Origin of the sequence: Mycolicibacterium frederiksbergense, assembly GCF_012223425.1 — a bacterium.
Classification (GTDB): Bacteria; Actinomycetota; Actinomycetes; order Mycobacteriales; family Mycobacteriaceae; genus Mycobacterium; species Mycobacterium frederiksbergense.
Genome location: NZ_CP038799.1, coordinates 4,219,800 through 4,241,106 on the forward strand (window position 1 = coordinate 4,219,800; position 21,307 = coordinate 4,241,106).

Genomic DNA, 21,307 nt, shown 5'->3' on the forward strand with positions numbered 1-21,307 from the left:
CACGGCCAGTCCCGGAACGTCGCGACTGAACGGACTTACAGTGTTGTTCGGGCGGTGTCGAGTGTTCGATCACCATGCGCCGATCGGCGGGTCGAACACGAAGGAGCCATTCGATTCGAGGTTGAACGGCGCAGCCTTGGAGCCGACAACCGCCTTGGTGGAGTCGTGGACCTCGCCTTGGGCGTTCACCACACCCAGATCGCCATTCCTGGTCTCACCCAGGCCGCGCGCCTCCCCGTAGTCGGCGGAGCGCAGGGCGTTGTCGTCGATCAGCAACGCCTGGCGGCTGGTGACCCGCGGGGAGGGTGCCACCTCGGTGACGTCAGCGTTGGCGACCGCACTACCGATGCTCATGAACGCCGCGGTGGCGGCGAAGGTGCCGAGACCGAAGGCGGTGATCTTCGTGGTGGCAATCATCTCTGGGTGTCCCCTTTGGTCTGGCGGCCTGTGGAGGCCGGATACCTGGGAACGCTACGGCCCGAAAGCGCCACAACGGCGGGTGGGCAAGGCTATTCCCAACCACTTCACAGGCGGCGGCTGACTAACTGTCAGGAACGGCGTCCTCTCCTCAGGCGCCGGTGAGGTCATAGACGTGCTCGGGCGTGACGAGCGCTGTCACGGCCTTGGCGATCTGTGGCCGCATGGTCCTCGGGGACATCGGAGTTGACCGAAACCGACAGCGTCGCATCCATTTCCGGCAGATAGACCAGTACCGTCGTGAACCCGGGGGGCTGGGGCGGCCAACCGGAGCGCCTGAGTTTCGGGCCTCAACAGCGCACCGGTGCCCAGCGTTCTTGCCCACCTGCTCAAGTCCGCGGTGGTCGACACGATCTTGCCGGCAGCGTCGGCCCAGGACGGATTGCAGAACGTCGCGTCAATGACAGGACCGTCCGGCAGCTCCAGGTAGCCGTGCGTGTGCGGGCCGGTTAGTGCCCCGTTGTCGGGGTAGGAGGTCCGGGAGAGCCCGGCGGGTACGAAGATGTGCTGCCGCAGGTATTCACCGAACGGCAGGCCGCTAATCTTCTGGACGACAAGTGCCGGAGCACGGTGTTGGTGTTGCTGTACCGATAGTCCGAGCCCGGCGCGAAATGGGGCGGGTGCGAGAAGGCGACGTCGACCAGTCGCTACGGAGTCTGAGCGAAGGCGTCGGGTCCGCCGGAGGACTCGGCCAGGAGCGCGCCGACGAAAGCGCCGTCATCGCTTAGTCGAACGGGCCGCTGCGCATGCGTCCCAGCATGTCCAGGGTGATCGTGTCGCCGTCGGGGACACCGCCGACGTAACGCGAGGTCGGATGGCTGAGGCTGATGCGGCCTTGATCCACCAGCTGCAGCACGGCGGTACCGGCCGGCGCTCAACTCCGGCTAGGCGGAGGCGGGCGGTGCGACGGGCCCGCACACCGCCATGAGAGCGCAGGGCGATGGTGACGGCAAACCGGATGCCACGCACGGACGACCTCGCTTCTCGCGACAGAGCGTAGTCCGACTAAATCAAGATGGCGGTGAGAGGGTGGGTTTATTGGCTGGTGAGAGCCGATCTCCGGCTATGCCGCGGGTAGCGGGTCGGGCCGATCGACGCACCTTTCGCAAACGCTGTCTCGGTGGCTGTGCACGGTCACAAGAAGATCATTCATCCACACCGTCGCCGACTACGGTCACGACTTCCCCGATCAGGCCACCATGGGTCTGTTCCGGGAGGATTGGACACCCAAACCGGTGGTCGCGGTGGTCACCCAGGTGATCGCGGAGAACCACGCGATCAACGCGGCGGGTGCCCTCTCGGTCTAGGCGGCTAGGCTGAGGGACATGGCTGAGTCGATATCCGCGAAGAAGAGTGCCGCCGCGGTGGCGAATTTCCTTGCTGCTCAGCTGTATACGCGGGATGAGGTGTTCCGCGACCTGGATGTGGTGCCCGCCGCGGCCGGTGCCTACGGGTGGTGGTTCCGCGAGATTCCGGGCGGTATCGACACCGCCGGCTGCGAACAACGTGACGGATTCACGTTGCTGTACGTCGGTATCAGCCCCGGGCCGCCGCGGGCCGACGGCAAGCCGCGCGCTCCCCAGGATCTGCGCAAACGCATCCGGTACCACTTCGGTGCGAGCAATGCCGGCGCAGACGGGTCCACGCTGCGCAAATCGCTCGGCGTGCTGCTCGGTGAGCAGCTCGGCTTCGCGCTGCGCCGGATCGGCTCGGGCAAAAGGCAGACCTTCGCCGGCGGCGAGGCCGTCCTGACCCAGTGGATGGCCGAGAACGCCGCGGTCTCCTGGGTGCTGCATCCCGAGCCGTGGTTCCTGGAACCCAAGCTGATCAGTGCGCTGGTGCTGCCGCTGAACTTCCAGGACAACGACCGCAACGCCTTCGCCCCGGAACTCAAGAGGCTCCGCAAGGACGCCGGGGTGAAGGCCGGCAAGATGCGCGTGCTGGCGGAGTGGACTTAGCCGGCTAGGACGTCGCTCGCTGGCGCGCCGCCTTGAGTTCGGCGAGCAGCGCGTCCACCTCTGCGCGCCGGTCGGCGGGAACCATCAACGAATAGAACGTGCCGACCGAGATCGTGAGCTGCAGAAGCTCCTCGCGGTCGCCACCGAACAGTTTCTTGCGCCGGCTGAACTCCTTGACCTCGGTGCCCGCGTACTTGTCGGCGGGATTGCGTCCGATCGAGTTGTTGGCACGCAGTTTCTCCACCCACACGCCGTCGATCACGATGCTCTCTCCGTTGATTCCGTCGATGCGAAACATCAGCAGATCGTAGCCGCGGGGCGCGTTATCGACCTGCCTTCGAGCGCGCTCGAAGGCAGCAGGGTAGAACGGAGCCATGTGGCGAGTTGCTTCCCGGTCGGTGCTGACATCTCTGGTTCTCGCCGGGACGGTGGTCGTCGCACCCGTGGCGCAGGCCGAACCCGTGCCCGTCATCGTGCCCACCGTGGTGGCGGTGGTGCCCCATGATCCCGGCGCCTACAGCGAGGGGCTGGAGTTCGATGGCCCGGCGCTGTATGAGGCCACCGGCGAGGTGGGCAAATCGGAACTGCGGCAAGTTGATCCGGCCACGGGAGCGGTGATCCGCGCGGTGCCGCTGCCGAATGACTATTTCGGGGAGGGCATCGCCGTCGTGGGGGACAGCATCTGGCAGCTGACCTATCGGGACGGCGTTGCCATCGAATGGGACAAGGCGACGTTCACGCCGCGTCGCGAGGTACCCATTCAGGGGCAGGGCTGGGGCCTGTGTCATGACGGAGCCCGTTTCATCGCGAGCGACGGCAGCGACCGGCTGCGGTTCTTCGATCCGGCCTTCACCGAAACCGGCAGCATCCAGGTGACCCGCGACGGTCAACCCCTGAGCGGTCTGAACGAACTCGAGTGCGTCAACGGCCAGGTGTGGGCGGCCGCGTGGCCGGACGACACCTTCGTCCGGATCGATCCCGGGACCGGGGTGGTGAATCTGGTCGCCGACGTCTCCACGCTCTGGCCCGCCGAGCAACGCAATTCACGGCTGGTCGTCAGCGGGATCGCGCACATCGCCGGCTCTGAGTACCTGATCAGTGGCAAGGAATGGCCGCAGAGCTACCGGGTGCTGCTGCCGTAGAGCAGCTGTGCGCTCGTCTCCCACAGGTCGCGTGCCTTGTCGGTGTCATAGGACTCCATCGAGGACCGGATCGGTGTGGCGCCCTCGAAGTACTCACCGGTGACCCCGTCGAACTCCGGGTCGGTGGCCAGCGCGGCCAACCGTGCCCCCGATATCGCGACGGAGTTGACGTTGGGCAGCGCGCGTAGCAGCGGAGACACGATGCGCCACAATACTTTTTGCGCCGGGGTGTAGTCGCGGGACAGACCCGAGGACGGCATCAGTCCGGGGTCGAATGCCGTGACGGTGACGCCCTGGGCGCCGTGGCCGAGCCGGCGGTCGATTTCGTAGGTGTAGAGCACATTGCACAGCTTCGAGGTGGTGTAGCGACGCCGGCCGTCGACCGGCTCGCCGGGCTGCGGGTGGGCGAGTGCCGCCGCCGAGGTGTAGTGCGGGTGTGGCATCCCGGTGAACTTCTTGGGATCGTGAGTTCCGCTGGCGACCATCACGATCCGGGCCGGCGTGACGAGGTGCTCACGCAGCCCCTCGATCAGCGCGAAGTGCCCCAGATGGTTGACACCGAACGTCGTCTCCACACCGTCTTCGGTCTGTTGGAGGGCGGACACCACCTGAAGGCCTGCGTTGCCGACGACCGCGTGCAACGGCGGCAGGCCGGCTGCAGCGAACGCGACGGTGAAGTCGCGCACCGAACGCAGCGACGCCAGATCACAGGCCAGCACCGTGCACCGGTCGGGGGAGCCGAGCTGGGCGACGGCCGCCTCTCCACGAGACACGTCGCGGACGGCCAGCACGACATGCCATTCGTCGCGTGTCAGGATCGCACGTGCGCACTCGAGTCCCAGGCCTGCGCTGGCCCCGGTGATGATGACCGATCTGGTGTTCATTTCTCCTCCAACAGGATTGGGATCAGCGCCTCGACGGCTTGGATCAACCGGACGTACATCCGGTCGACATCGGTAGAGTCGGGTTCGAGCTGCTCGGCGAAGAACACGCCGTCCGACATCGCGGTGGCGACGGCGGCGAGTTCGGTGACCACCCGTTCGGCCTGCTCCGGTGTCACGCCGTCGGGCAGCATCTGGCGGATCACCTCGGCGAATCCGGCGATCGCGGTGTCGCGGACCCGCCGGATCGCCGCAGCCACGGCGGGATGGTCGCCGCGTTCGAGCGACAACATGTACATCAGCCGGAAGAAGTCCGGGTTGGCGACCATGAGTTTCGCGACGGCGGCTCGTTGGGTCTCGATATCGGGGCTGTTGCGCGGGATCTGCGCGAAGTACCGCTCGGCGCCGCGCTCCATGACGGCGGCCAGCACGCCCTCCTTGGAGCCGAAGTGCCAGTAGATGGAACTGGCGGGCAGGCCGGTTTCTCGGCGGATGTGGCTGATCGAGGTGGCCGCGTAGCCCTGGGTGGACATCAGTCGCTCGGTCGCGTCGAGGATCACCTCGCGGGAGTCCTCGCCCTGGCGTTGGCGCTTGGTCGGTGTCATCGGCGTCGATTCCTGTCTGTAAGGATCGTTACAGACACGGTAGCAGAGAGCCGACCGGCGGGCAGGATAGGTACGCCGCGCTGACCGCATTGCAGGGTCGCCAATCTGCACGGATTACCGGCCAGGCGGGTGACATCTCGACCGGTGCCGCCGCCTATGCCCGGACCGACTCCGACGGATCGGATGCCATCACGTCGGTGGAGGTGTGAGCACGGCTGCCCCGGCGGTCGCCATACCCACGCGTTCGGAGATCGAGGCCTGGACCACCAGTCATCTTGCTGACGCCGCGACCAGCTGGCGTGCGGCAGCCGAGGCGTCGGAGGACGCCTTCGATCAGCATCGGCAGAACATCTCGTCCCCGGGTGGCACAACCTGGGAGGGCGACGCGAAAGACGCCGCGCTGGACCGAGTCGCCCGTGACATCGCCGTCGTCGGCACCCAGAACGAGGTACTTCTCGCAGCCGCCGGCGCCGCCGAGAGCGCCGTCAGCGACATCAACTCTGCGCAACGTGAGGTGCTGGCGGCCATCACCGCGGCCGAGAGCGACGACTTCACCGTCGGAGATGACCTCTCGGTCACAGACAACCGTCCATGCGACGAGGAAGCCGCCGCAGCTCGCGCGACCGCCGCCATGGAGCACGCCGAGGACATTCGCTGGACTGCCGAGCGCCTCGTCCAGGCCGACAGCCTCGCCGGGTCGCAGTTGCAGGCCAAAGCTGCTGACTTGGAGGGGATCCGGTTCGACGGCGAAGGCGAGACTGGCGGCGACCCGACGATCCAGCTGGTCGACAGTAAGACCGAGGCCTCCGGTCCGGACGGCGATAAGCCCGCGAAGTCGTGGGAGGACATGCTGCTCCCGCCGGAGGCCACAGCCGAGGCGGAGCCCGGTGCGGAAGGTGCACCGAAGCCCGACGCCGCGACCGCGGCTGATGATGCCTCGAAGGGTCCGCTCGACGAGTTCCTGGTCCCCGAGAAGACCACCGATCCGGATCAGCCCGAGACCCTCAATGAGGCCCTGGACAAAGTGGCGGGCCAGCCGGTGCCCGAGTCGCCGACACTGGCCGAGCAGATCCTCAATCCGCACACCGGAACAGGTAAGCCCGGCGATCCCCGCTACACGAAGTCGCCGCTGGAGTCGCCGATCGTCAATGCCGACCCGTCGGTGATCGAGCAACAACACGCCAGAGTCACCGCAGCCGAACAGAACCTCGCCGCTGCGCAGGCCGCCGCCGATTCCACCGCCCGACAGGACTACATGGACGGAGCGGGCCCTGGCCCTCGCACCGGCGAAGCGGTTCCCCTGGCACAGGACGTGTTCGACGCCCGCGCCGAACTCACCGAACAGCGCGACCTACTCGTCTCGCTCAATGAGGCCGCCGCCGAAACCGGCCTGCCGACCGCAGCGGTATCCGACCTGCCGGCCAACGCCGACGTGCAGGCGTTCCCGGCCGAGCCGCCGGTCCTCGACCGCGCCACCGACGCGCTGACCGAGGGCACCAAGGACGCCGCCAAAACCGCCTGGGATGCCACGATGCCAGACGTGGCCAACATGTACGACGTGGTCACCGACTATGACAACGCCACTGACGCCGACAAGCTCCAAGCCGGCACCGACCTCGCCGGCATGGCCCCGATCCCGGGAGGCAAGCTATTCGGCGAGGGCATCGAACACGGACTGGACGCCCTCGGCGTGGCCGGGCGACATTCCGACGACATCCCCACTGGAGCGGTCGACGACGTCGCCGACACCGCCGGCGGCGCAGCCCACTCAGTGCCTGACGCACCGTCAGTTCCCCATGTTGATAGCAATGTAGGGCCAGTTACCTCGTTCGGCGTCGAGGACGCTACCCATCTCTTGGCTACGAGTGAGGCCAACGGTGGGCACCTCATGGAGCGTCACGTAGGCCAAACATGGGAGGATCTCTCGGCACGCCTGGAGACAACTCGGCTGCCGGCAGCCTCCTCTTTCGACACGATCGACGAAGCAGGGACTATCTCGTTAACGGTGTTTCCGGCGGTTTCCATCAGTAGGTTTCGGCTGCCGGGAATCGGTCGCTGAAGGTGATTGCGAACGCATTCAGGGCAGGTTTCCACCGCATAGTCCATCGTGCCCTGCCGACACCTGTCGGGTCCAGCGATCGGGTCACCAAATAGAGGCACTTGAGCGCGGCCTGCTCGGATGGGAAGTGCCCACGGGCCTTGATCGCGCGGCGGTAACGAGCATTGAGCGACTCGATCGCATTCGTCGAGCAGATCACCCGCCGGATCTCCACGTCATAGTCCAGGAACGGGATGAACTCGCTCCACGCGTTGTCCCACAACCGGATCACCGCCGGGTAACGCTCCCCCCATTTCTCGGTCAGCTCGTCGAACGCCGACCGTGCCGCGGTAGCGTTGACCGCGGTGTAGATCGGCTTGACATCGCGCTTAATCTCATCCCAGTACTTGCGGGATGTGAGCCGAAATGTGTTGCGCAGCAAGTGGATGATGCAGGTCTGCACGATCGCCTGTGGCCACACGTTGCCGACCACCTCGGGCAGTCCCTTGAGACCATCACAGACCACGAAGAACGTGTCCTTGACCCCGCGGTTGCGCAGATCGGTGAGCACGCTCATCCAAAACTTCGCTCCTTCACCGCCGGTACCGGCCCACAATCCGAGGATGTCGCGTTCCCCGGCCAGGGTGACCCCGATCGCGGCGTAGAACGGCCGGTTGGCGACCTGGCCGTCGCGGACCTTCACCACGATCGCGTCGATGAAGATCGCGGCGTAGGTCTCATCCAGAGGCCGCACCGCCCAATCGTTCATCTCCTCGAGTACCTTGTCGGTGATTCGGCTGATGGTCTCCTTGGACACCGACGCACCGTAGATCTCGGCGAAGTGCGCCGAAATCTCCCCAGTGGTAAGCCCTTTGGCATACAACGACAACACGACCTCATCAACCCCAGACAGCCGGCGTTGACGCTTCTTGACGATCTGCGGCTCGAAGGTCGCTGCCCGATCCCGGGGCACGTCGATCTCGACCGGGCCGGTGGTGTCGGTCAGCACCGTCTTGGATCGGGTGCCATTGCGAATGTTGCCAGTCCCCGCCTCGGGCGGGTCGTGTTTCTCGTAGCCGAGGTGCTCGGTCATCTCCTCGTTAAGAGCCGTTTCGAGCACTGTCTTGGTCAGCTGTTTGATCAACCCGTCGGGTCCGGTCAGCGACAGGCCTTGTTCCTGGGCCAGTCGGACCAGCTCGACCGCAGCCTTCTGCTCTGCGGACTGCTCGGCCGCCTTCTTCTTCGCCACATCTTCCAGTGTCGTCATCACGGCACCTTTCTCGCCGAGCATCGCTCAGCGTGTCAGTGCCGGAAACACCGTTATTTCCACAGTCCCACGAAGCAGCAGCAGCTGTCAGCACAACGCTCCAACGGAACAGTCAAGTCATCGACGAGTGGCTGGCAAACGGAGCCGTCCGTTACCTCGAACTCGATGCGCCTTTCAATGGTGGAGCAGTGCTAGATCGTATGAGGAGGCTGGGGCCTCACTGCATGTGAACGTGGGTTGCCGACAGGAATTGGGTCAAGTCCAGGGACGTGGTGTACGACGTTGTCGTGTGATTCTTCGAGGTGGTGGTTCAGGCGGTCAGTGCCGCCGGCACGTCCTCCTGTTCGGTTGGTGAGTTCTGGTCGGCTCGGGATTTGCTCAGGACGTCGAGGCCGAGGTAGCGCCGGGATTCGGCCCATTCGTCGTGCTGTTCGGCCAGGACCGCTCCGACGAGGCGGATCAGGGCGCCTCGGTCGGGGAAGATTCCGACGACGTCGGTGCGTCGCCGGATCTCCTTGTTGAGTCGTTCCTGGGGGTTGTTCGACCAGATCTGGCGCCAGATCTGTTTGGGAAACGCGGTGAACGCGAGCAGGTCCGCGCGGGCGTTCTCCAGATGGTCGGCGACTTTGGGCAGCTTGTCCGATAGTGCATCGATGATGCGATCATATTGTGCAGCAACGGATTGCGCGTCGGGCTGATCGAACACCGAATGCAGCAGGGTGCGTACCCATGGCCACGACGACTTCGGGGTGATCGCCATCAGATTGGTCGTGTAGTGGGTCCGGCAGCGCTGCCAGGCAGCTCCGGGCAGAGTCGCCCCGATCGCAGCCACCAGCCCGGCGTGCGCGTCGGAGGTGATGAGCTTGACCCCGGACAGGCCGCGGGCGGTCAACGACCGCCAGAACGTCAGCCAGCCCGCCCCGTCCTCGGCGGTGCTGACGTCGATGCCCAGGATCTCGCGGTAGCCCTCGGCGTTGACCCCGACGGCGATCAGCGCGTGCACGTTGACCACACGTCCCTGCTCGCGCACCTTGAGCACCAGCGCATCGGCGGCGACGAACGTGTACGGGCCGGCGTCCAGCGGGCGGCTGCGGAACGCCTCGACTGCGGTGTCGAGTTCCTTGGCCATCACCGACACCTGCGACTTCGACAGACTGGTGATGCCCAGGGTTTCGACGAGCTTGTCCATCCGCCGGGTGGAGACTCCGAGCAGGTAGCAGGTGGCCACCACGGTGGTCAGGGCCCGCTCGGCGCGTTTGCGGCGTTCCAGTAGCCACTCCGGGAAGTAGGAACCGTGGCGCAGCTTGGGAATTGCGAGATCCAATGAACCTGTGCGGGTGTCGAATTGGCGGTGCCGGTACCCGTTGCGGGAGTTCGTCCGTTCGGTACTGCGTTCACCGTATCCGGCGCCGCACAGCGCGTCGGCTTCCGCGCCCATCAGCGTATGGATGAACGTGGCCAGCAGCTCACGCAGCACGTCGGGGTGGGTGGTGGTGAGTCGTTCGGCAAGCACGGTGGGCAGGTCGATATTGTGGGCAGTGGTCATCGCGTGTGTTCCTTCTTTGCTCGAGTGACTTTGGTCGGTCTCTCGAAGAATCACGCGATGACCTTCAATCATTCGGCTACGACACGCCGGTACCGCCGATCAGGTCCGACTCGTACACCACTCTGCTGGACGCAACCAGGAATTGGGTCCTGGCCGGTAGAGCCACAGATGTAGGAGGCCCCAGTGGTGAGTCAGCGTACGAGCGTTGGGTTGGATGTGCATGCACGTTCGGTTGTCGCGTGCGGTTTGGACCGAGAAACAGGTGAAGTCGTTGAGCGGCGGCTGACGCCGGATCATCACGACATTCTGAGCTGGATCAACGGGTTGCCCGGTCCGGTGTCGGTGACTTATGAGGCCGGTCCCACCGGATTTTGCCTGGCCCGGGCTCTGGCGGTGGCGGGGATAGAGTGCCAGGTCGCCGCGCCCTCGAAACTGATCCGTCCCGCTGGCGATCGGGTCAAAACCGACGCTCGCGACGCGGCGCATCTGGCTCGTTTGTTGCATCTGGGCCAGATCACCGCGGTTGCGGTTCCCACTGCCGATCAGGAAGCGGCTCGTGATCTGGTGAGGGCCCGCGAGGACTGCCGCGGCGATCTGATGGCCGCTCGGCACCGACTATCGAAACTGCTTTTGCGGCAGGGCATCGTGTACTACGACGGCGCGGCCTGGACCAATCGTCACGAACTGTGGCTGCGCAAGCAGCGCTTCGACAACAGGGCACTGCAGTTGACCTACGACGCCGCATTCGACGCCATGAGCGCCTGCATCGACCGGCGGGAACGCCTGGAGGCCGCGATCGACGCGATGGCCGCCGACAGCGAGTTCACTCCGGTAGTCCGACGGCTGGGGTGCATCCGCGGGATCGCCACGTTGACCGCGTTCGGGTTGGCCACCGAGATCGGCGACTGGCGCCGACTAACCGGACGAACGATCGGCGCCTACCTGGGGCTGGTCCCGTCCGAATTCTCCTCCGGTGGCAGTCGGGTCCAGGGCGAGGTGACCAAGACCGGCAACAAACACGTACGGCGCCTGTTGGTCGAAGCGGCATGGCACCACCGCAGCCCGTATCGGCCGGGGCAGGTGTTGCGACGACGATGGGACCTGGCCTCCCCGGCGGCACGGGCTCGCGGACAGGCCGCCAACCGACGCCTGCACTACCGCTGGACCGGCTTTGATCAACGCCGGAAGCGATCCGTGGTCGCCAACATCGCGGTGGCCAGGGAACTGGCCGGCTGGTGCTGGTCGCTGGCGGTCCTCGACGAGTAGCCGGCCCACAATTTTCCAGATGACGACCTCAGTGGTGACGGCAAGCGTCTTGGAGTGATCCGCGTCCGTTCTATGAGCAATCACGTTGCACGGCAACATGATCACGCTCGACTCTAGATGGCGGCCAACTCCGACTCGAAGTCCCGATCCTGCGGTAACCAACCCGCGCATATCAGACTGACAACGCGTCGACACGACACGCTCGACAGCACCGAGACACTCATCTGGTCAACGAAGCGGCGGCCACGGCGACGGTCGCGGCCGCCGCTTCACCCTGCCTTGTTGACAATCAGCTCCCCATATCAGAACGAGGAAGCGCGCAAGCGGTGGCAGGGACCGGAGCTAGGGTTGTGCTCAAAGGCGATGGAAATGGCGGATGGCTCGTGTTGACAGGATTTCCCACACCATGAACGACGGCTCGATCTCGACAGATTTGTACCAGTTCTTCGCGGCGTACTTCCACCAAGACTGGGATTTGGAGTCGGATGACTGGCAAGGAGTCGTCGATAACTACATCAACGCAGATCCCGTCGCGGAGCCTTTAAGGACGTTGGCTCAACAAGTTGACGATCTGCGCAACAGTCGGCCCGAACCGGATCTCGAACAGTACCTGGTGCGCACAGTCGGCGTTTATTACGTTCCCGATCCTTTGACCTACAAGGAGTGGCTAGGCCAGATCGCGGACCGCTTGCGCGCGCAGGCTGCCCGCATCGACGGTGAAGGCGCGGCACTGCGTTGAGCCGCACCCTGACACAGCGGCGCCGGGCATTCGACATTCCCTGTCGGGAGGATAATTCGGACCCCAGGCGAGGCTCTGGTCTATGGGTTACGCCGCGACCTCTGTCAGTGGCCGGTAGCCCGTCGCGCGGCTAGCGCTGAGGCTCAACCACTCAGCTGTGACCGCGATGAGCGCGCAGTGGAGGTGCATCAAGTTGACGCAGCTGCTGAACGCCGGACTGTGATCACGTCGGGCGATACAGAGGAAAGCCGTGGGTCACTCAGCGGCACCAGAATGGCATTGAATCTCGAATGTGTCCCTTTGAGTCGACAGCGCTACTGCCGCCATGGGCCGACCAACTAAAACCGCCTGGTCAAATACTAGTCAAGTGGTGCCCCCGGCAGGATTCGAACCTGCGGCCTTCCGCTCCGGAGGCGGACGCTCTATCCCCTGAGCTACGGGGGCGCGAACACGATGTGCTGCGCCGCTTGGGCGTGCACAGCGTAACGCATCGGGAACCGGTAATGGATTCGGGACCTGAGTGCCCCAGACCATAGGATGGTCCCTCGTGACACCTGCCGACCTGGCTGCCCTGCTGAAGACCACCGCTGCCGCGGTCCTGGCCGAGCACGGCCTCGACACCAGCGCGCTGCCCGAGACGATCACCGTCGAGCGCCCGCGCAACCCTGAGCACGGTGATTACGCCACCAACGTTGCCCTGCAGCTCGCCAAGAAGGTCGGGGTCAACCCGCGCGAGCTGGCCGGCTGGCTGGCCGCCGCCCTGGCGCAGGCCGACGGGATCGCCGCCGCCGAGATCGCCGGGCCCGGGTTCGTCAACCTACGCATCGAGGCGTCCGCGCAGGGCGTCGTCGTCACCAACGTGCTCGCCGCCGCGGCCGACTACGGCCACTGCGCCGACCTCGCCGCCCAGAACATCAACCTGGAGTTCGTGTCGGCCAACCCGACCGGTCCCATCCACATCGGCGGTACCCGCTGGGCCGCCGTCGGTGACGCGCTCGGCCGGCTGCTCAGCACCCAGGGCGCCCAGGTCACCCGCGAGTACTACTTCAACGACCACGGCGCCCAGATCGACCGGTTCGCGCGCTCGCTGGTCGCCGCGGCCAAGGGGGAGCCCGCTCCCGAGGATGGCTACGCCGGCAGCTATATCAACGACATCGCCGCGGCGATCCTGGCCCAGGCGCCCGACGCACTGAGCCTGCCCGCCGATCAGCAACAGGAGACCTTCCGCTCCATCGGTGTGGACCTGATGTTCACCCACATCAAGAAGTCGTTGCACGAGTTCGGCACCGACTTCGACGTCTACACCCACGAAGACTCGATGCACACCTCCGGGCGGGTCGACCAGGCCATCGCGCGGCTGCGCGACAACGGCAGCATCTACGAGAAGGACGGCGCAACCTGGTTGCGCACCACCGCATTCGGCGACGACAAGGACCGGGTGGTCATCAAGAGCGACGGCAATCCGGCCTATGTCGCGGGCGATCTCGCCTACTACCTGGACAAGCGCGAGCGCGGCTTCAACCTGTGCATCTACATGCTCGGCGCCGACCACCACGGCTACATCGCCCGGCTCAAGGCCGCGGCCGCGGCCCTCGGTGACGATCCGGCCACCGTCGAGGTGCTGATCGGGCAGATGGTCAACCTGGTCCGCGACGGTCAGCCGGTCCGGATGAGCAAGCGGGCGGGCACCGTCATCACCCTCGATGACCTGGTGGACGCCATCGGCGTCGACGCCGCCAGGTATGTGCTGATCCGGTCCTCGGTGAACAGCCCGATCGACATCGACCTGGCGCTGTGGTCCTCGGCGTCCAACGAGAACCCGGTGTACTACGTGCAGTACGCGCACGCGCGACTCTCGGCGCTGGCGCGCAATGCGGCCGAACTGGGGCTGGCCGCCGACACCGCGCATCTGGACCTGTTGACCCACGACCGCGAGGCCACCCTGATCCGGACCCTCGGCGAGTTCGGCAGGATCCTGAACACCGCTGCCTCGCTGCGGGAGCCGCACCGCGTGTGCCGGTATCTGGAGGATCTGGCCGGGGACTACCACCGCTTCTACGACTCCTGCCGGGTGCTGCCCCAGGGCGACGAAACGGCCGGCGAACTGAACGCGGCGCGGCTCGCGCTGTGCGAGGCCACCCGACAGGTCATCGCCAACGGTCTGACCATCCTCGGTGTCAGCGCCCCGGAGCGGATGTGAGCGCCCAGCCTGGCAGCGGCGTGCCGCCCCAACCCCAGAGCGCCGACGAGATCATGCTGTTGGCCCCGAATGTCTGGCCGCAGAACCTGGTTCGCGGATCCGATGGCGTCGTGTCGGTGGCCGGAGTCTCGGTGGCCGACCTGGCCGCGCAGTTCGGCACCCCACTGTTCGTCATCGACGAGGACGACTTCCGGGGACGTTGCCGCGAGATCGCCTCGGCCTTCGGCGGCGGGGAACACGTGCACTACGCCTCCAAGGCGTTCCTGTGCAGCGAGGTCGCCCGCTGGGTGCACCAGGAGGGTCTGTCGCTGGATGTGGCGACCGGCGGCGAGCTCGCCATCGCCTTGCACGCCGACTTCCCGGCCGAGCGCATCACCGTGCACGGCAACAACAAATCCGTCGAGGAACTGCGCACCGCGGTGAACGCCGGCGTCGGGCACATCGTCGTCGACTCCGAGATCGAGATCGAGCGCCTGGAGGCGGTGGCCGGCGCGGCCGGCATCGTGCAGGACGTGCTGGTGCGGGTCACCCCCGGGGTTGAGGCGCACACCCACGAGTTCATCTCCACCGCGCACGAAGATCAGAAGTTCGGGCTGTCGTTGGCCAGCGGTGCCGCACTGGAGGCGGTCCGACGGGTGTTCGCCACCGACAATTTGCGCCTGGTGGGCCTGCACTGCCACGTCGGCTCGCAGATCTTCGACGTGTCCGGCTTCGAAATCGCCGCGCGCCGCCTGCTGGGCCTGCTGCGCGATGTGGTCGCCGAGTTCGGCGTCGAGAAGACCGCACAGATGGACATCCTCGATCTCGGTGGCGGCCTCGGCATCTCGTACTTGCCGCACGACAATCCGCCGCCCATGCAGGAACTGGCCGACAAGCTCAAGGCCATCGTGAAGAACGAATCGGCCGCGGTCGGACTGCCCACCCCGACGCTGGTGGTCGAACCCGGCCGCGCCATCGCAGGTCCCGGCACCATCACCCTCTACGAGGTCGGTACCGTCAAGGATGTGGCCATCTCGGCCGACAAGCACCGGCGCTACGTCAGCGTCGACGGCGGCATGAGCGACAACATCCGGCCCGCCCTGTACCACGCCGAATACGACGCACGGTTGGTCTCCCGGGTCAGCGGCGCGTCCGCGGTGCTCGCCCGCATCGTCGGAAAGCACTGCGAGAGCGGCGACATCATCGTCCGCGACACCTGGGTGTCCGAGGATCTGATTCCGGGGGATCTGCTGGCTGTCGCCGCCACCGGCGCGTACTGCTATTCGATGTCGAGCCGGTACAACCTGTTGCGGCGCCCGGCCGTGGTTGCGGTGAAGGACGGAAGTGCGCGGCTGATCCTGCGCCGGGAAACCGTCGAGGATCTTCTGAGCTTGGAGGTTGGCAATGAGTGAAAAGGCGATCGGCGTAGCGGTTCTCGGACTCGGCAACGTCGGCACCGAGGTGGTGCGCATCATCGAGGAGAGCGCCGCGGATCTGGAGGCGCGCATCGGTGCCCCGCTGGAACTTCGCGGGGTCGGGGTGCGCAGGGTCGCCAAGGACCGTGGGGTCCCGGTCGGCATGCTCACCGATGACATCGACGCACTGGTCTCGCGCGACGACGTCGACATCGTGGTGGAACTGATGGGTCCGGTGGAACCGGCCCGCAAGGCCATCATGGCCGCGCTGGAGCGGGGCAAGTCGGTCGTCACCGCCAACAAGGCGTTGATGGCCCAGTCCACCGGTGAGCTTGCCCAGGCTGCTGAAAAAGCGCGCGTGGACCTGTATTTCGAGGCGGCCGTGGCCGGCGCGATCCCGGTGATCCGGCCGCTGACCCAGTCGCTGGCCGGCGATTCGGTGCTGCGGGTGGCCGGTATCGTCAACGGCACCACCAACTACATCCTGTCGGCGATGAACGACACCGGGGCCTCCTACGAGGACGCCCTGGCCGATGCCAGCGCCCTGGGCTACGCCGAGGCCGACCCGACCGCCGATGTCGAGGGCTACGACGCCGCGGCCAAGGCGGCCATTCTGGCCTCCATCGCGTTCCACACCCGGGTGACCGCCGATGACGTGTACCGCGAAGGCATCACCAAGGTCAGCGCCGCGGACTTCGAGTCGGCCAAGGCGCTGGGCTGCAACATCAAGCTGCTGGCCATCTGTGAGCGGCTCACCAGCGGTAAGGGCAAGCAACGGGTTTCGGCCCGGGTCTACCCGGCGCTGGTTCCACTGGATCATCCGTTGGCATCGGTGAACGGCGCCTTCAACGCTGTGGTCGTCGAGGCCGAAGCGGCCGGCCGGCTGATGTTCTACGGCCAGGGCGCCGGCGGTGCACCGACCGCCTCGGCGGTGATGGGTGATCTGGTGATGGCCGCCCGCAACCGCGTGCAGGGCGGCCGCGGCCCGCGCGAGTCCAAGTACGCCAAGCTGCCGATCGCGTCCATCGGAGCCATCCCCACCCGGTACTACGTCAACATGAACGTCAAGGACCAGCCCGGCGTACTGTCCGCCGTCGCAGCGGAATTCAGCCGACACGAGGTCAGCATCGCCGAGGTCCGGCAGCAGGGGATGACCGACGACGAAGGTGAGCCGTGCGGCGCACAGATCGTCGTCGTCACCCACCAGGCCACCGACGCCGCCCTGTCGGAGACCGTCGAGGCGCTCGCCGAGCTCGACGTCGTGCAGAACATCAACAGCGTGCTTCGTATGGAAGGAACCACAACATGACCAACGGAGCGGCGGGACATAACACAGCGGGACCAGTGCACCAGGCATGGCCGGGACTGATCGCCGCCTATCGGGATCGGCTGCCGGTCGAGGACACCTGGACCCCGATCACGTTGCTGGAGGGCGGAACTCCACTGATCCACGCCAAGCGGCTGTCCGAGCAGACCGGGTGCACGGTGCACCTGAAGGTGGAGGGACTCAACCCCACCGGCTCCTTCAAGGACCGTGGCATGACGATGGCGGTCACCGATGCGATCGCCCGCGGCCAGCAGGCCGTGTTGTGCGCATCCACCGGCAACACCTCGGCCTCGGCGGCGGCGTATGCGGCCAAAGCCGGCATCACCTGTGCGGTGCTGATCCCGCAGGGCAAGATCGCGATGGGCAAGCTCGCCCAGGCGGTCATGCACGGCGCCAAGATCATTCAGGTCGAAGGCAATTTCGACGACTGTCTGGAACTGGCCCGCAAGCTGACCGCGGACTACCCGACCATCGCACTGGTCAACTCGGTGAACCCGGTGCGCATCGAGGGGCAGAAGACCGCCGCCTTCGAGATCATCGACGTGCTGGGTACCGCGCCGGACGTGCATTCGCTGCCGGTCGGCAACGCCGGGAACATCACCGCGTACTGGCGCGGCTATCGCGAATACCACCGCGACGGCCTCTCGGACCGGTTGCCCCGCATGCTCGGCACCCAGGCCGCCGGCGCCGCGCCGCTGGTGAGCGGACACCCGGTGAGCAACCCGGAGACCATTGCCACCGCGATCCGCATCGGTTCGCCGGCGTCCTGGAACTCCGCGGTGGAAGCCCAGGAACAGTCCGACGGACGCTTCCTCGCGGCGACCGACGACGAGATCCTGGCCGCCTACCGTCTGGTGGCGGCGGCCGAGGGTGTGTTCGTCGAGCCCGCATCGGCGGCCAGCATCGCCGGTCTGCTGAAGTCGATCGATGACGGCTGGGTCAAGCCCGGGTCGACCGTGGTGTGCACCGTCACCGGTAACGGCCTGAAGGATCCCGACACCGCGCTCAAGGGCATGCCCGAAGTCACCCCGATCCCGGTCGACCCGGCCGCGGTGGTGGCGAAACTGGGTCTGGGCTGACGGTCGGATCGTTGGTGAGCAAAAGTCTGCCGGCCGGGCTGCGGGCCCGTGCTGTCGTCGCGGCCTCCAGTGCCAACCTCGGACCGGGGTTCGACAGTCTCGGTCTGGCGCTGAGTCTGTATGACGAGATCATCGTCGAGACAACAGATTCCGGTCTCGTCATCGAGGTGGAGGGTCAAGGTGCCGGGCAGGTCCCGCTGACCGCCGAACACCTGGTCGTGCGGGCTGTCGAGCGCGGTCTGGCCGCCGCCGGTCTGCACGCTGGCGGGCTGAACGTACAGTGCCACAATGCGATTCCGCATTCACGGGGACTCGGATCGTCCGCCGCTGCCGTCGTCGGCGGTTTGGCGGTGGTCAATGGTATTGCGGTGCAGGTTGATTCTGCGGAACTGACGATCGACGAGTTGGTGCAACTCTCCTCGGAGTTCGAAGGTCACCCCGACAACGCGGCGGCCGCTGTGCTCGGCGGTGCGGTCGTGTCCTGGACGGAAGACGGCAGCGACCCGGCCCGCTACGACGCGGCCCATCTGCAGCTTCACCCGGACATCCGGCTCTTCCCGGCGATCCCCGAGACCCGGTCCTCGACGGCGGCGACTCGGGGGCTGTTGCCCGAGCAGGTCAGTCACAGCGATGCGCGGTTCAATCTGGCCCGGTCGGCGATGCTGGTGGTGGCGCTCACCCAGCGCCCGGATCTGCTGCTGGAGGCGACCGCCGACCGGTTGCATCAGACGCAGCGGGCGCCGGCCATGCCTGCCTCGGCGGAATATCTCGCGATGCTCCGGCGTTCTGGGGTGGCAGCGGTGCTTTCGGGTGCCGGGCCAGCGGTGATAGCTCTGACCAGCGGATCCGATTTGCCGGCCGACGTGCTCGAATACGGCGCCGCGAACGGTTTCACGGTGACCGAGATGTCGGCGGGAGACGGCGTGCGCTGGAATGCGGAGACCCCCGCCCAAACCCTGTCGGGGTAACACGCGAATACGTGGCGCTCCTTGCTTCCAGCTCTGATGCGGGTTATTCTCGCTTTCGTCCAGCAATCGCAGCGGTTCTACCTGCGCCGACACTAGGACGACTACCCAATCTTTCGTTTCACTCGTGGACTGATGGTTCGCCGCACGCCGGTGGGCCCTGGTGATCACTGTTGCTCAGGCGATGGTGGCGCCGCGGAAGAACGCGCGTTCAGCTCTTCGGCTGAGCGCAGATGACCTTCGGGGAACCCCTCGTGCGCTTTGCGATATGCGAGGGAAAGAAAGGAAATCCGTGACTGATACGGACCTCTTCACGGCAAGCGACAGCGGCGAAGCAGCCGCAGATTCCGCTGCCGTGGATTCAGGCAAGGCCGCGCGGAGCGCAGGCGCACGCGGCGGGCGTTCCGGCTCGCTGACGTCGATGCTGCTCCCAGACCTGCGCGCGCTTGCCGGTGAAGTAGGTGTCAAGGGCACCTCGGGCATGCGTAAGGGCGATCTGATCGCCGCCATCAAGGAACGTCGCGGTGAGGGCAACGGCGGTGCACCTGCACCTGCTGCGGCACCCAAGGCCGCCGAAGCGGCCCCGGAGGCGGAGTCGGCACCAGCCGCGCCGCAGGCCGACGCCGGTGCGGCGCCGCAGCAGAGCAACCCGCAGCGCCGTGAGCGCCGCAGCGCTGCGCGCCAGACCGGTGCGCCCGAAGGCCAGAAGGCGCAGGACGCCAATGGTGCCAAGGCCGAGAACGAGGGCGCGCAGGATTCCGCGCGCTCCGAGAAGCCCGACAACCGCAATGCCGACAACGCCGGCAACCGCAATGCGGACAACCGCGGTGCCGAGAACCGCGGTGTCGACAACTCGGAAGCCCGCTCGGAGACGCGCGAGAGCCGTCCGCCCAGGAACTCAGAGGGCGGCGACCAGCAGGGCGGCGGCCAGCAGAACCGCAACAGCGGTGGCGGCAACAACAGTGGCGGCGGCAACGCCAACAACTCGAACAACAACAATGACGACGGTGACGACCGCCAGGGCCGTCGCGGCCGGCGGTTCCGTGACCGCAAGCGCCGCGGGGAGCGTGGCGATGGTGGCGGCGATCGCGGAGACCGCGGCGATCGCGGAGACCGCGACACCGAACTGCGCGAGGACGATGTCGTCCAGCCGGTGGCCGGCATTCTCGATGTGCTGGACAACTACGCGTTCGTGCGGACCTCCGGCTACCTGGCAGGCCCCAACGACGTCTACGTGTCGATGAACATGGTGCGCAAGAACGGTCTGCGCCGCGGCGACGCGGTGACCGGTGCGGTGCGGGTGGCCCGCGAGGGTGAGAGCAGTGGCGGCGGCAACAACCCGCGCCAGAAGTTCAACCCGTTGGTCCGCCTGGACACCGTCAACGGTGGCCCGGTGGAGAACGCCAAGAACCGGCCCGACTTCCAGAAGTTGACCCCGCTGTACCCGAACCAGCGGCTGCGCCTGGAGACCACTCCGGACCGCCTCACCACCCGCGTGATCGACCTGATCATGCCGATCGGTAAGGGTCAGCGCGCGCTGATCGTGTCACCGCCCAAGGCCGGTAAGACCACGATCATGCAGGACATCGCGAACGCGATCACCAAGAACAACCCGGAATGCCATCTGATGGTCGTGCTCGTCGATGAGCGCCCGGAAGAGGTCACCGATATGCAGCGTTCGGTCGTCGGCGAGGTCATCGCCTCGACGTTCGACCGTCCGCCGTCAGATCACACCCAGGCCGCCGAACTGGCCATCGAGCGGGCCAAGCGCCTGGTCGAGCAGGGCAAGGACGTCGTGGTGCTGCTGGATTCGATCACTCGCCTGGGCCGCGCGTACAACAATGCGTCGCCGGCATCGGGTCGAATCCTGTCCGGTGGCGTCGACTCGACCGCGCTGTATCCGCCCAAGCGTTTCCTGGGCGCGGCGCGCAACATCGAGTTCGGTGGATCGCTGACGATCATCGCCACGGCCATGGTCGAGACCGGCTCCACCGGTGACACCGTGATCTTCGAGGAGTTCAAGGGCACCGGTAACGCCGAGCTCAAGCTGGACCGAAAGATCGCCGAGCGCCGCGTGTTCCCGGCCGTCGACGTCAACCCGTCGGGTACCCGCAAGGACGAGTTGCTCCTGGGTGCCGACGAGTTCGCGGTCGTACACAAGCTGCGTCGGGTGCTCTCGGGTCTGGATCCGCATCAGGCCATCGACCTGCTGATGAGCCAGCTGCGCAAGACCAAGACCAACTACGAGTTCCTGGTCCAGGTCTCCAAGAACACCCCCGGTGGAAACAGCGACAACGACTGACCCACGCTGCGCGAGCAGTCCCCCGCAAGCGGGAGGTACCCCCAACAAAAGGCCCCGTTTCCCTGGCGAAACGGGGCCTTTTGTGTCTGCTCGGCCACAGTGCGGCCCTGCTAGTCAATGT

The 21,307-nt window shown here is 66.2% G+C and carries 18 protein-coding genes, 1 tRNA gene and 1 pseudogene; 11 read left to right on the forward strand and 9 right to left on the reverse strand.

All coding sequences use genetic code 11. The features are described 5' to 3' along the window. Window positions 1-69 precede the first annotated feature (69 nt). The 3 genes and pseudogenes from EXE63_RS23525 to EXE63_RS33115 all read right to left on the reverse strand — a co-directional run bounded on the left by EXE63_RS23525 (window position 70) and on the right by EXE63_RS33115 (window position 1,333). On the reverse strand, window positions 70-417 hold the full coding sequence (locus EXE63_RS23525) for a hypothetical protein (protein WP_168143922.1): 348 nt from the start codon (window positions 415-417) through the stop codon (window positions 70-72). 345 nt (window positions 418-762) lie between these two features. Further along, window positions 763-1,020, reverse strand: a pseudogene (locus EXE63_RS33110) (serine hydrolase); the annotation flags it as partial. A 181-nt stretch (window positions 1,021-1,201) separates the two neighbouring features. Further along, window positions 1,202-1,333 (reverse strand): beta-lactamase family protein, encoded by a 132-nt coding sequence (locus EXE63_RS33115; protein ID WP_234904248.1) that lies wholly within the window; start codon window positions 1,331-1,333, stop codon window positions 1,202-1,204. A 469-nt stretch (window positions 1,334-1,802) separates the two neighbouring features. Between EXE63_RS33115 and EXE63_RS23535 the strand changes: the two genes are divergently transcribed. After that, entirely contained in the window at window positions 1,803-2,435 is a 633-nt protein-coding gene (locus tag EXE63_RS23535) for a GIY-YIG nuclease family protein (RefSeq protein ID WP_168143923.1), read from the forward strand. Between the two features lie 4 nt (window positions 2,436-2,439). Here the strand turns inward: EXE63_RS23535 and EXE63_RS23540 are convergent, their stop codons facing one another. Next, window positions 2,440-2,733, reverse strand: a complete 294-nt coding sequence (locus EXE63_RS23540) for a hypothetical protein (RefSeq protein WP_168143924.1) — start codon at window positions 2,731-2,733, stop codon at window positions 2,440-2,442. Between the two features lie 76 nt (window positions 2,734-2,809). Here EXE63_RS23540 and EXE63_RS23545 point away from each other — a divergent pair, with 76 nt between their 5' ends. Then, complete coding sequence (locus tag EXE63_RS23545) at window positions 2,810-3,577, forward strand: glutaminyl-peptide cyclotransferase (RefSeq protein WP_168143925.1); 768 nt, start codon at window positions 2,810-2,812, stop codon at window positions 3,575-3,577. Here the strand turns inward: EXE63_RS23545 and EXE63_RS23550 are convergent. Together EXE63_RS23550 and EXE63_RS23555 are read right to left on the reverse strand one after the other, a co-directional pair. Next, entirely contained in the window at window positions 3,556-4,461 is a 906-nt protein-coding gene (locus tag EXE63_RS23550; protein ID WP_168143926.1) for an SDR family NAD(P)-dependent oxidoreductase, read from the reverse strand. The two genes, EXE63_RS23545 and EXE63_RS23550, sit on opposite strands and share 22 nt — an antisense overlap. Next, a complete protein-coding gene (locus EXE63_RS23555) occupies window positions 4,458-5,063 on the reverse strand; it encodes a TetR/AcrR family transcriptional regulator (protein WP_168143927.1) in 606 nt (201 codons plus the stop codon). The genes EXE63_RS23550 and EXE63_RS23555 overlap by 4 nt, the downstream gene beginning before the upstream one ends. Before the next feature lie 205 nt (window positions 5,064-5,268). Here EXE63_RS23555 and EXE63_RS32540 point away from each other — a divergent pair, with 205 nt between their 5' ends. Continuing rightward, window positions 5,269-7,122, forward strand: a complete 1,854-nt coding sequence (locus EXE63_RS32540; RefSeq protein ID WP_209999905.1) for a hypothetical protein — start codon at window positions 5,269-5,271, stop codon at window positions 7,120-7,122. On the opposite strand, the gene EXE63_RS23565 is transcribed toward EXE63_RS32540, so the two are convergent. Both EXE63_RS23565 and EXE63_RS23570 read right to left on the reverse strand, forming a co-directional pair. Then, window positions 7,088-8,371: an IS256 family transposase gene (locus EXE63_RS23565; protein WP_372238610.1), complete on the reverse strand. Its 1,284-nt coding sequence runs from the start codon at window positions 8,369-8,371 to the stop codon at window positions 7,088-7,090. The two genes, EXE63_RS32540 and EXE63_RS23565, sit on opposite strands and share 35 nt — an antisense overlap. A gap of 307 nt (window positions 8,372-8,678) precedes the next feature. Continuing rightward, window positions 8,679-9,914 carry an IS256 family transposase gene (locus EXE63_RS23570; protein ID WP_168143021.1) on the reverse strand — a complete coding sequence of 412 codons (1,236 nt, stop codon included), beginning with the start codon at window positions 9,912-9,914 and terminating at the stop codon, window positions 8,679-8,681. A gap of 183 nt (window positions 9,915-10,097) precedes the next feature. On the opposite strand from EXE63_RS23570, the gene EXE63_RS23575 reads away from it, so the two are divergent. Continuing rightward, window positions 10,098-11,180 (forward strand): IS110 family RNA-guided transposase, encoded by a 1,083-nt coding sequence (locus EXE63_RS23575; RefSeq protein ID WP_209999917.1) that lies wholly within the window; start codon window positions 10,098-10,100, stop codon window positions 11,178-11,180. A 376-nt stretch (window positions 11,181-11,556) separates the two neighbouring features. Then, window positions 11,557-11,919, forward strand: coding sequence for a contact-dependent growth inhibition system immunity protein (locus EXE63_RS23580; protein WP_234904249.1), 363 nt, complete (start codon window positions 11,557-11,559; stop codon window positions 11,917-11,919). A 368-nt stretch (window positions 11,920-12,287) separates the two neighbouring features. Here EXE63_RS23580 and EXE63_RS23585 read toward each other — a convergent pair. Then, window positions 12,288-12,363 (reverse strand) — tRNA-Arg (locus EXE63_RS23585). A gap of 103 nt (window positions 12,364-12,466) precedes the next feature. Here EXE63_RS23585 and argS point away from each other — a divergent pair. From argS to rho, 6 genes are all read left to right on the forward strand, one after another. Beyond that, the gene (gene argS, locus EXE63_RS23590) at window positions 12,467-14,119 is read left to right on the forward strand and encodes an arginine--tRNA ligase (protein WP_168143929.1); all 1,653 of its coding nucleotides are present in this window, start codon (window positions 12,467-12,469) and stop codon (window positions 14,117-14,119) included. Window positions 14,120-14,172: 53 nt separating this feature from the next. Beyond that, window positions 14,173-15,510: a diaminopimelate decarboxylase gene (lysA, locus tag EXE63_RS23595; RefSeq protein ID WP_234904631.1), complete on the forward strand. Its 1,338-nt coding sequence runs from the start codon at window positions 14,173-14,175 to the stop codon at window positions 15,508-15,510. After that, complete coding sequence (locus EXE63_RS23600) at window positions 15,503-16,822, forward strand: homoserine dehydrogenase (RefSeq protein ID WP_168143931.1); 1,320 nt, start codon at window positions 15,503-15,505, stop codon at window positions 16,820-16,822. The genes lysA and EXE63_RS23600 overlap by 8 nt, the downstream gene beginning before the upstream one ends. Continuing rightward, window positions 16,819-17,919 (forward strand): threonine synthase, encoded by a 1,101-nt coding sequence (gene thrC / locus EXE63_RS23605; RefSeq protein ID WP_168143932.1) that lies wholly within the window; start codon window positions 16,819-16,821, stop codon window positions 17,917-17,919. Before EXE63_RS23600 ends, thrC begins: the two co-directional genes overlap by 4 nt. A 14-nt stretch (window positions 17,920-17,933) precedes the next feature. Next, window positions 17,934-18,887 carry a homoserine kinase gene (thrB, locus tag EXE63_RS23610; protein ID WP_168143933.1) on the forward strand — a complete coding sequence of 318 codons (954 nt, stop codon included), beginning with the start codon at window positions 17,934-17,936 and terminating at the stop codon, window positions 18,885-18,887. Window positions 18,888-19,176: 289 nt separating this feature from the next. Next, window positions 19,177-21,186, forward strand: coding sequence for a transcription termination factor Rho (gene rho, locus EXE63_RS23615; protein WP_209999930.1), 2,010 nt, complete (start codon window positions 19,177-19,179; stop codon window positions 21,184-21,186). Window positions 21,187-21,307: the final 121 nt, after the last annotated feature.

Coding starts and splice junctions, on each gene's coding strand:
- EXE63_RS23525 (WP_168143922.1), bottom strand. CDS start 417: ATGATTGCCACCACGAAGATCACCGCCTTCGGTCTCGGCACCTTCGCC.
- EXE63_RS23535 (WP_168143923.1), top strand. CDS start 1,803: ATGGCTGAGTCGATATCCGCGAAGAAGAGTGCCGCCGCGGTGGCGAAT.
- EXE63_RS23540 (WP_168143924.1), bottom strand. CDS start 2,733: ATGTTTCGCATCGACGGAATCAACGGAGAGAGCATCGTGATCGACGGC.
- EXE63_RS23545 (WP_168143925.1), top strand. CDS start 2,810: ATGTGGCGAGTTGCTTCCCGGTCGGTGCTGACATCTCTGGTTCTCGCC.
- EXE63_RS23550 (WP_168143926.1), bottom strand. CDS start 4,461: ATGAACACCAGATCGGTCATCATCACCGGGGCCAGCGCAGGCCTGGGA.
- EXE63_RS23555 (WP_168143927.1), bottom strand. CDS start 5,063: ATGACACCGACCAAGCGCCAACGCCAGGGCGAGGACTCCCGCGAGGTG.
- EXE63_RS23570 (WP_168143021.1), bottom strand. CDS start 9,914: ATGACCACTGCCCACAATATCGACCTGCCCACCGTGCTTGCCGAACGA.
- EXE63_RS23580 (WP_234904249.1), top strand. CDS start 11,557: ATGGCTCGTGTTGACAGGATTTCCCACACCATGAACGACGGCTCGATC.
- lysA (WP_234904631.1), top strand. CDS start 14,173: ATGCTGTTGGCCCCGAATGTCTGGCCGCAGAACCTGGTTCGCGGATCC.
- EXE63_RS23600 (WP_168143931.1), top strand. CDS start 15,503: ATGAGTGAAAAGGCGATCGGCGTAGCGGTTCTCGGACTCGGCAACGTC.
- thrC (WP_168143932.1), top strand. CDS start 16,819: ATGACCAACGGAGCGGCGGGACATAACACAGCGGGACCAGTGCACCAG.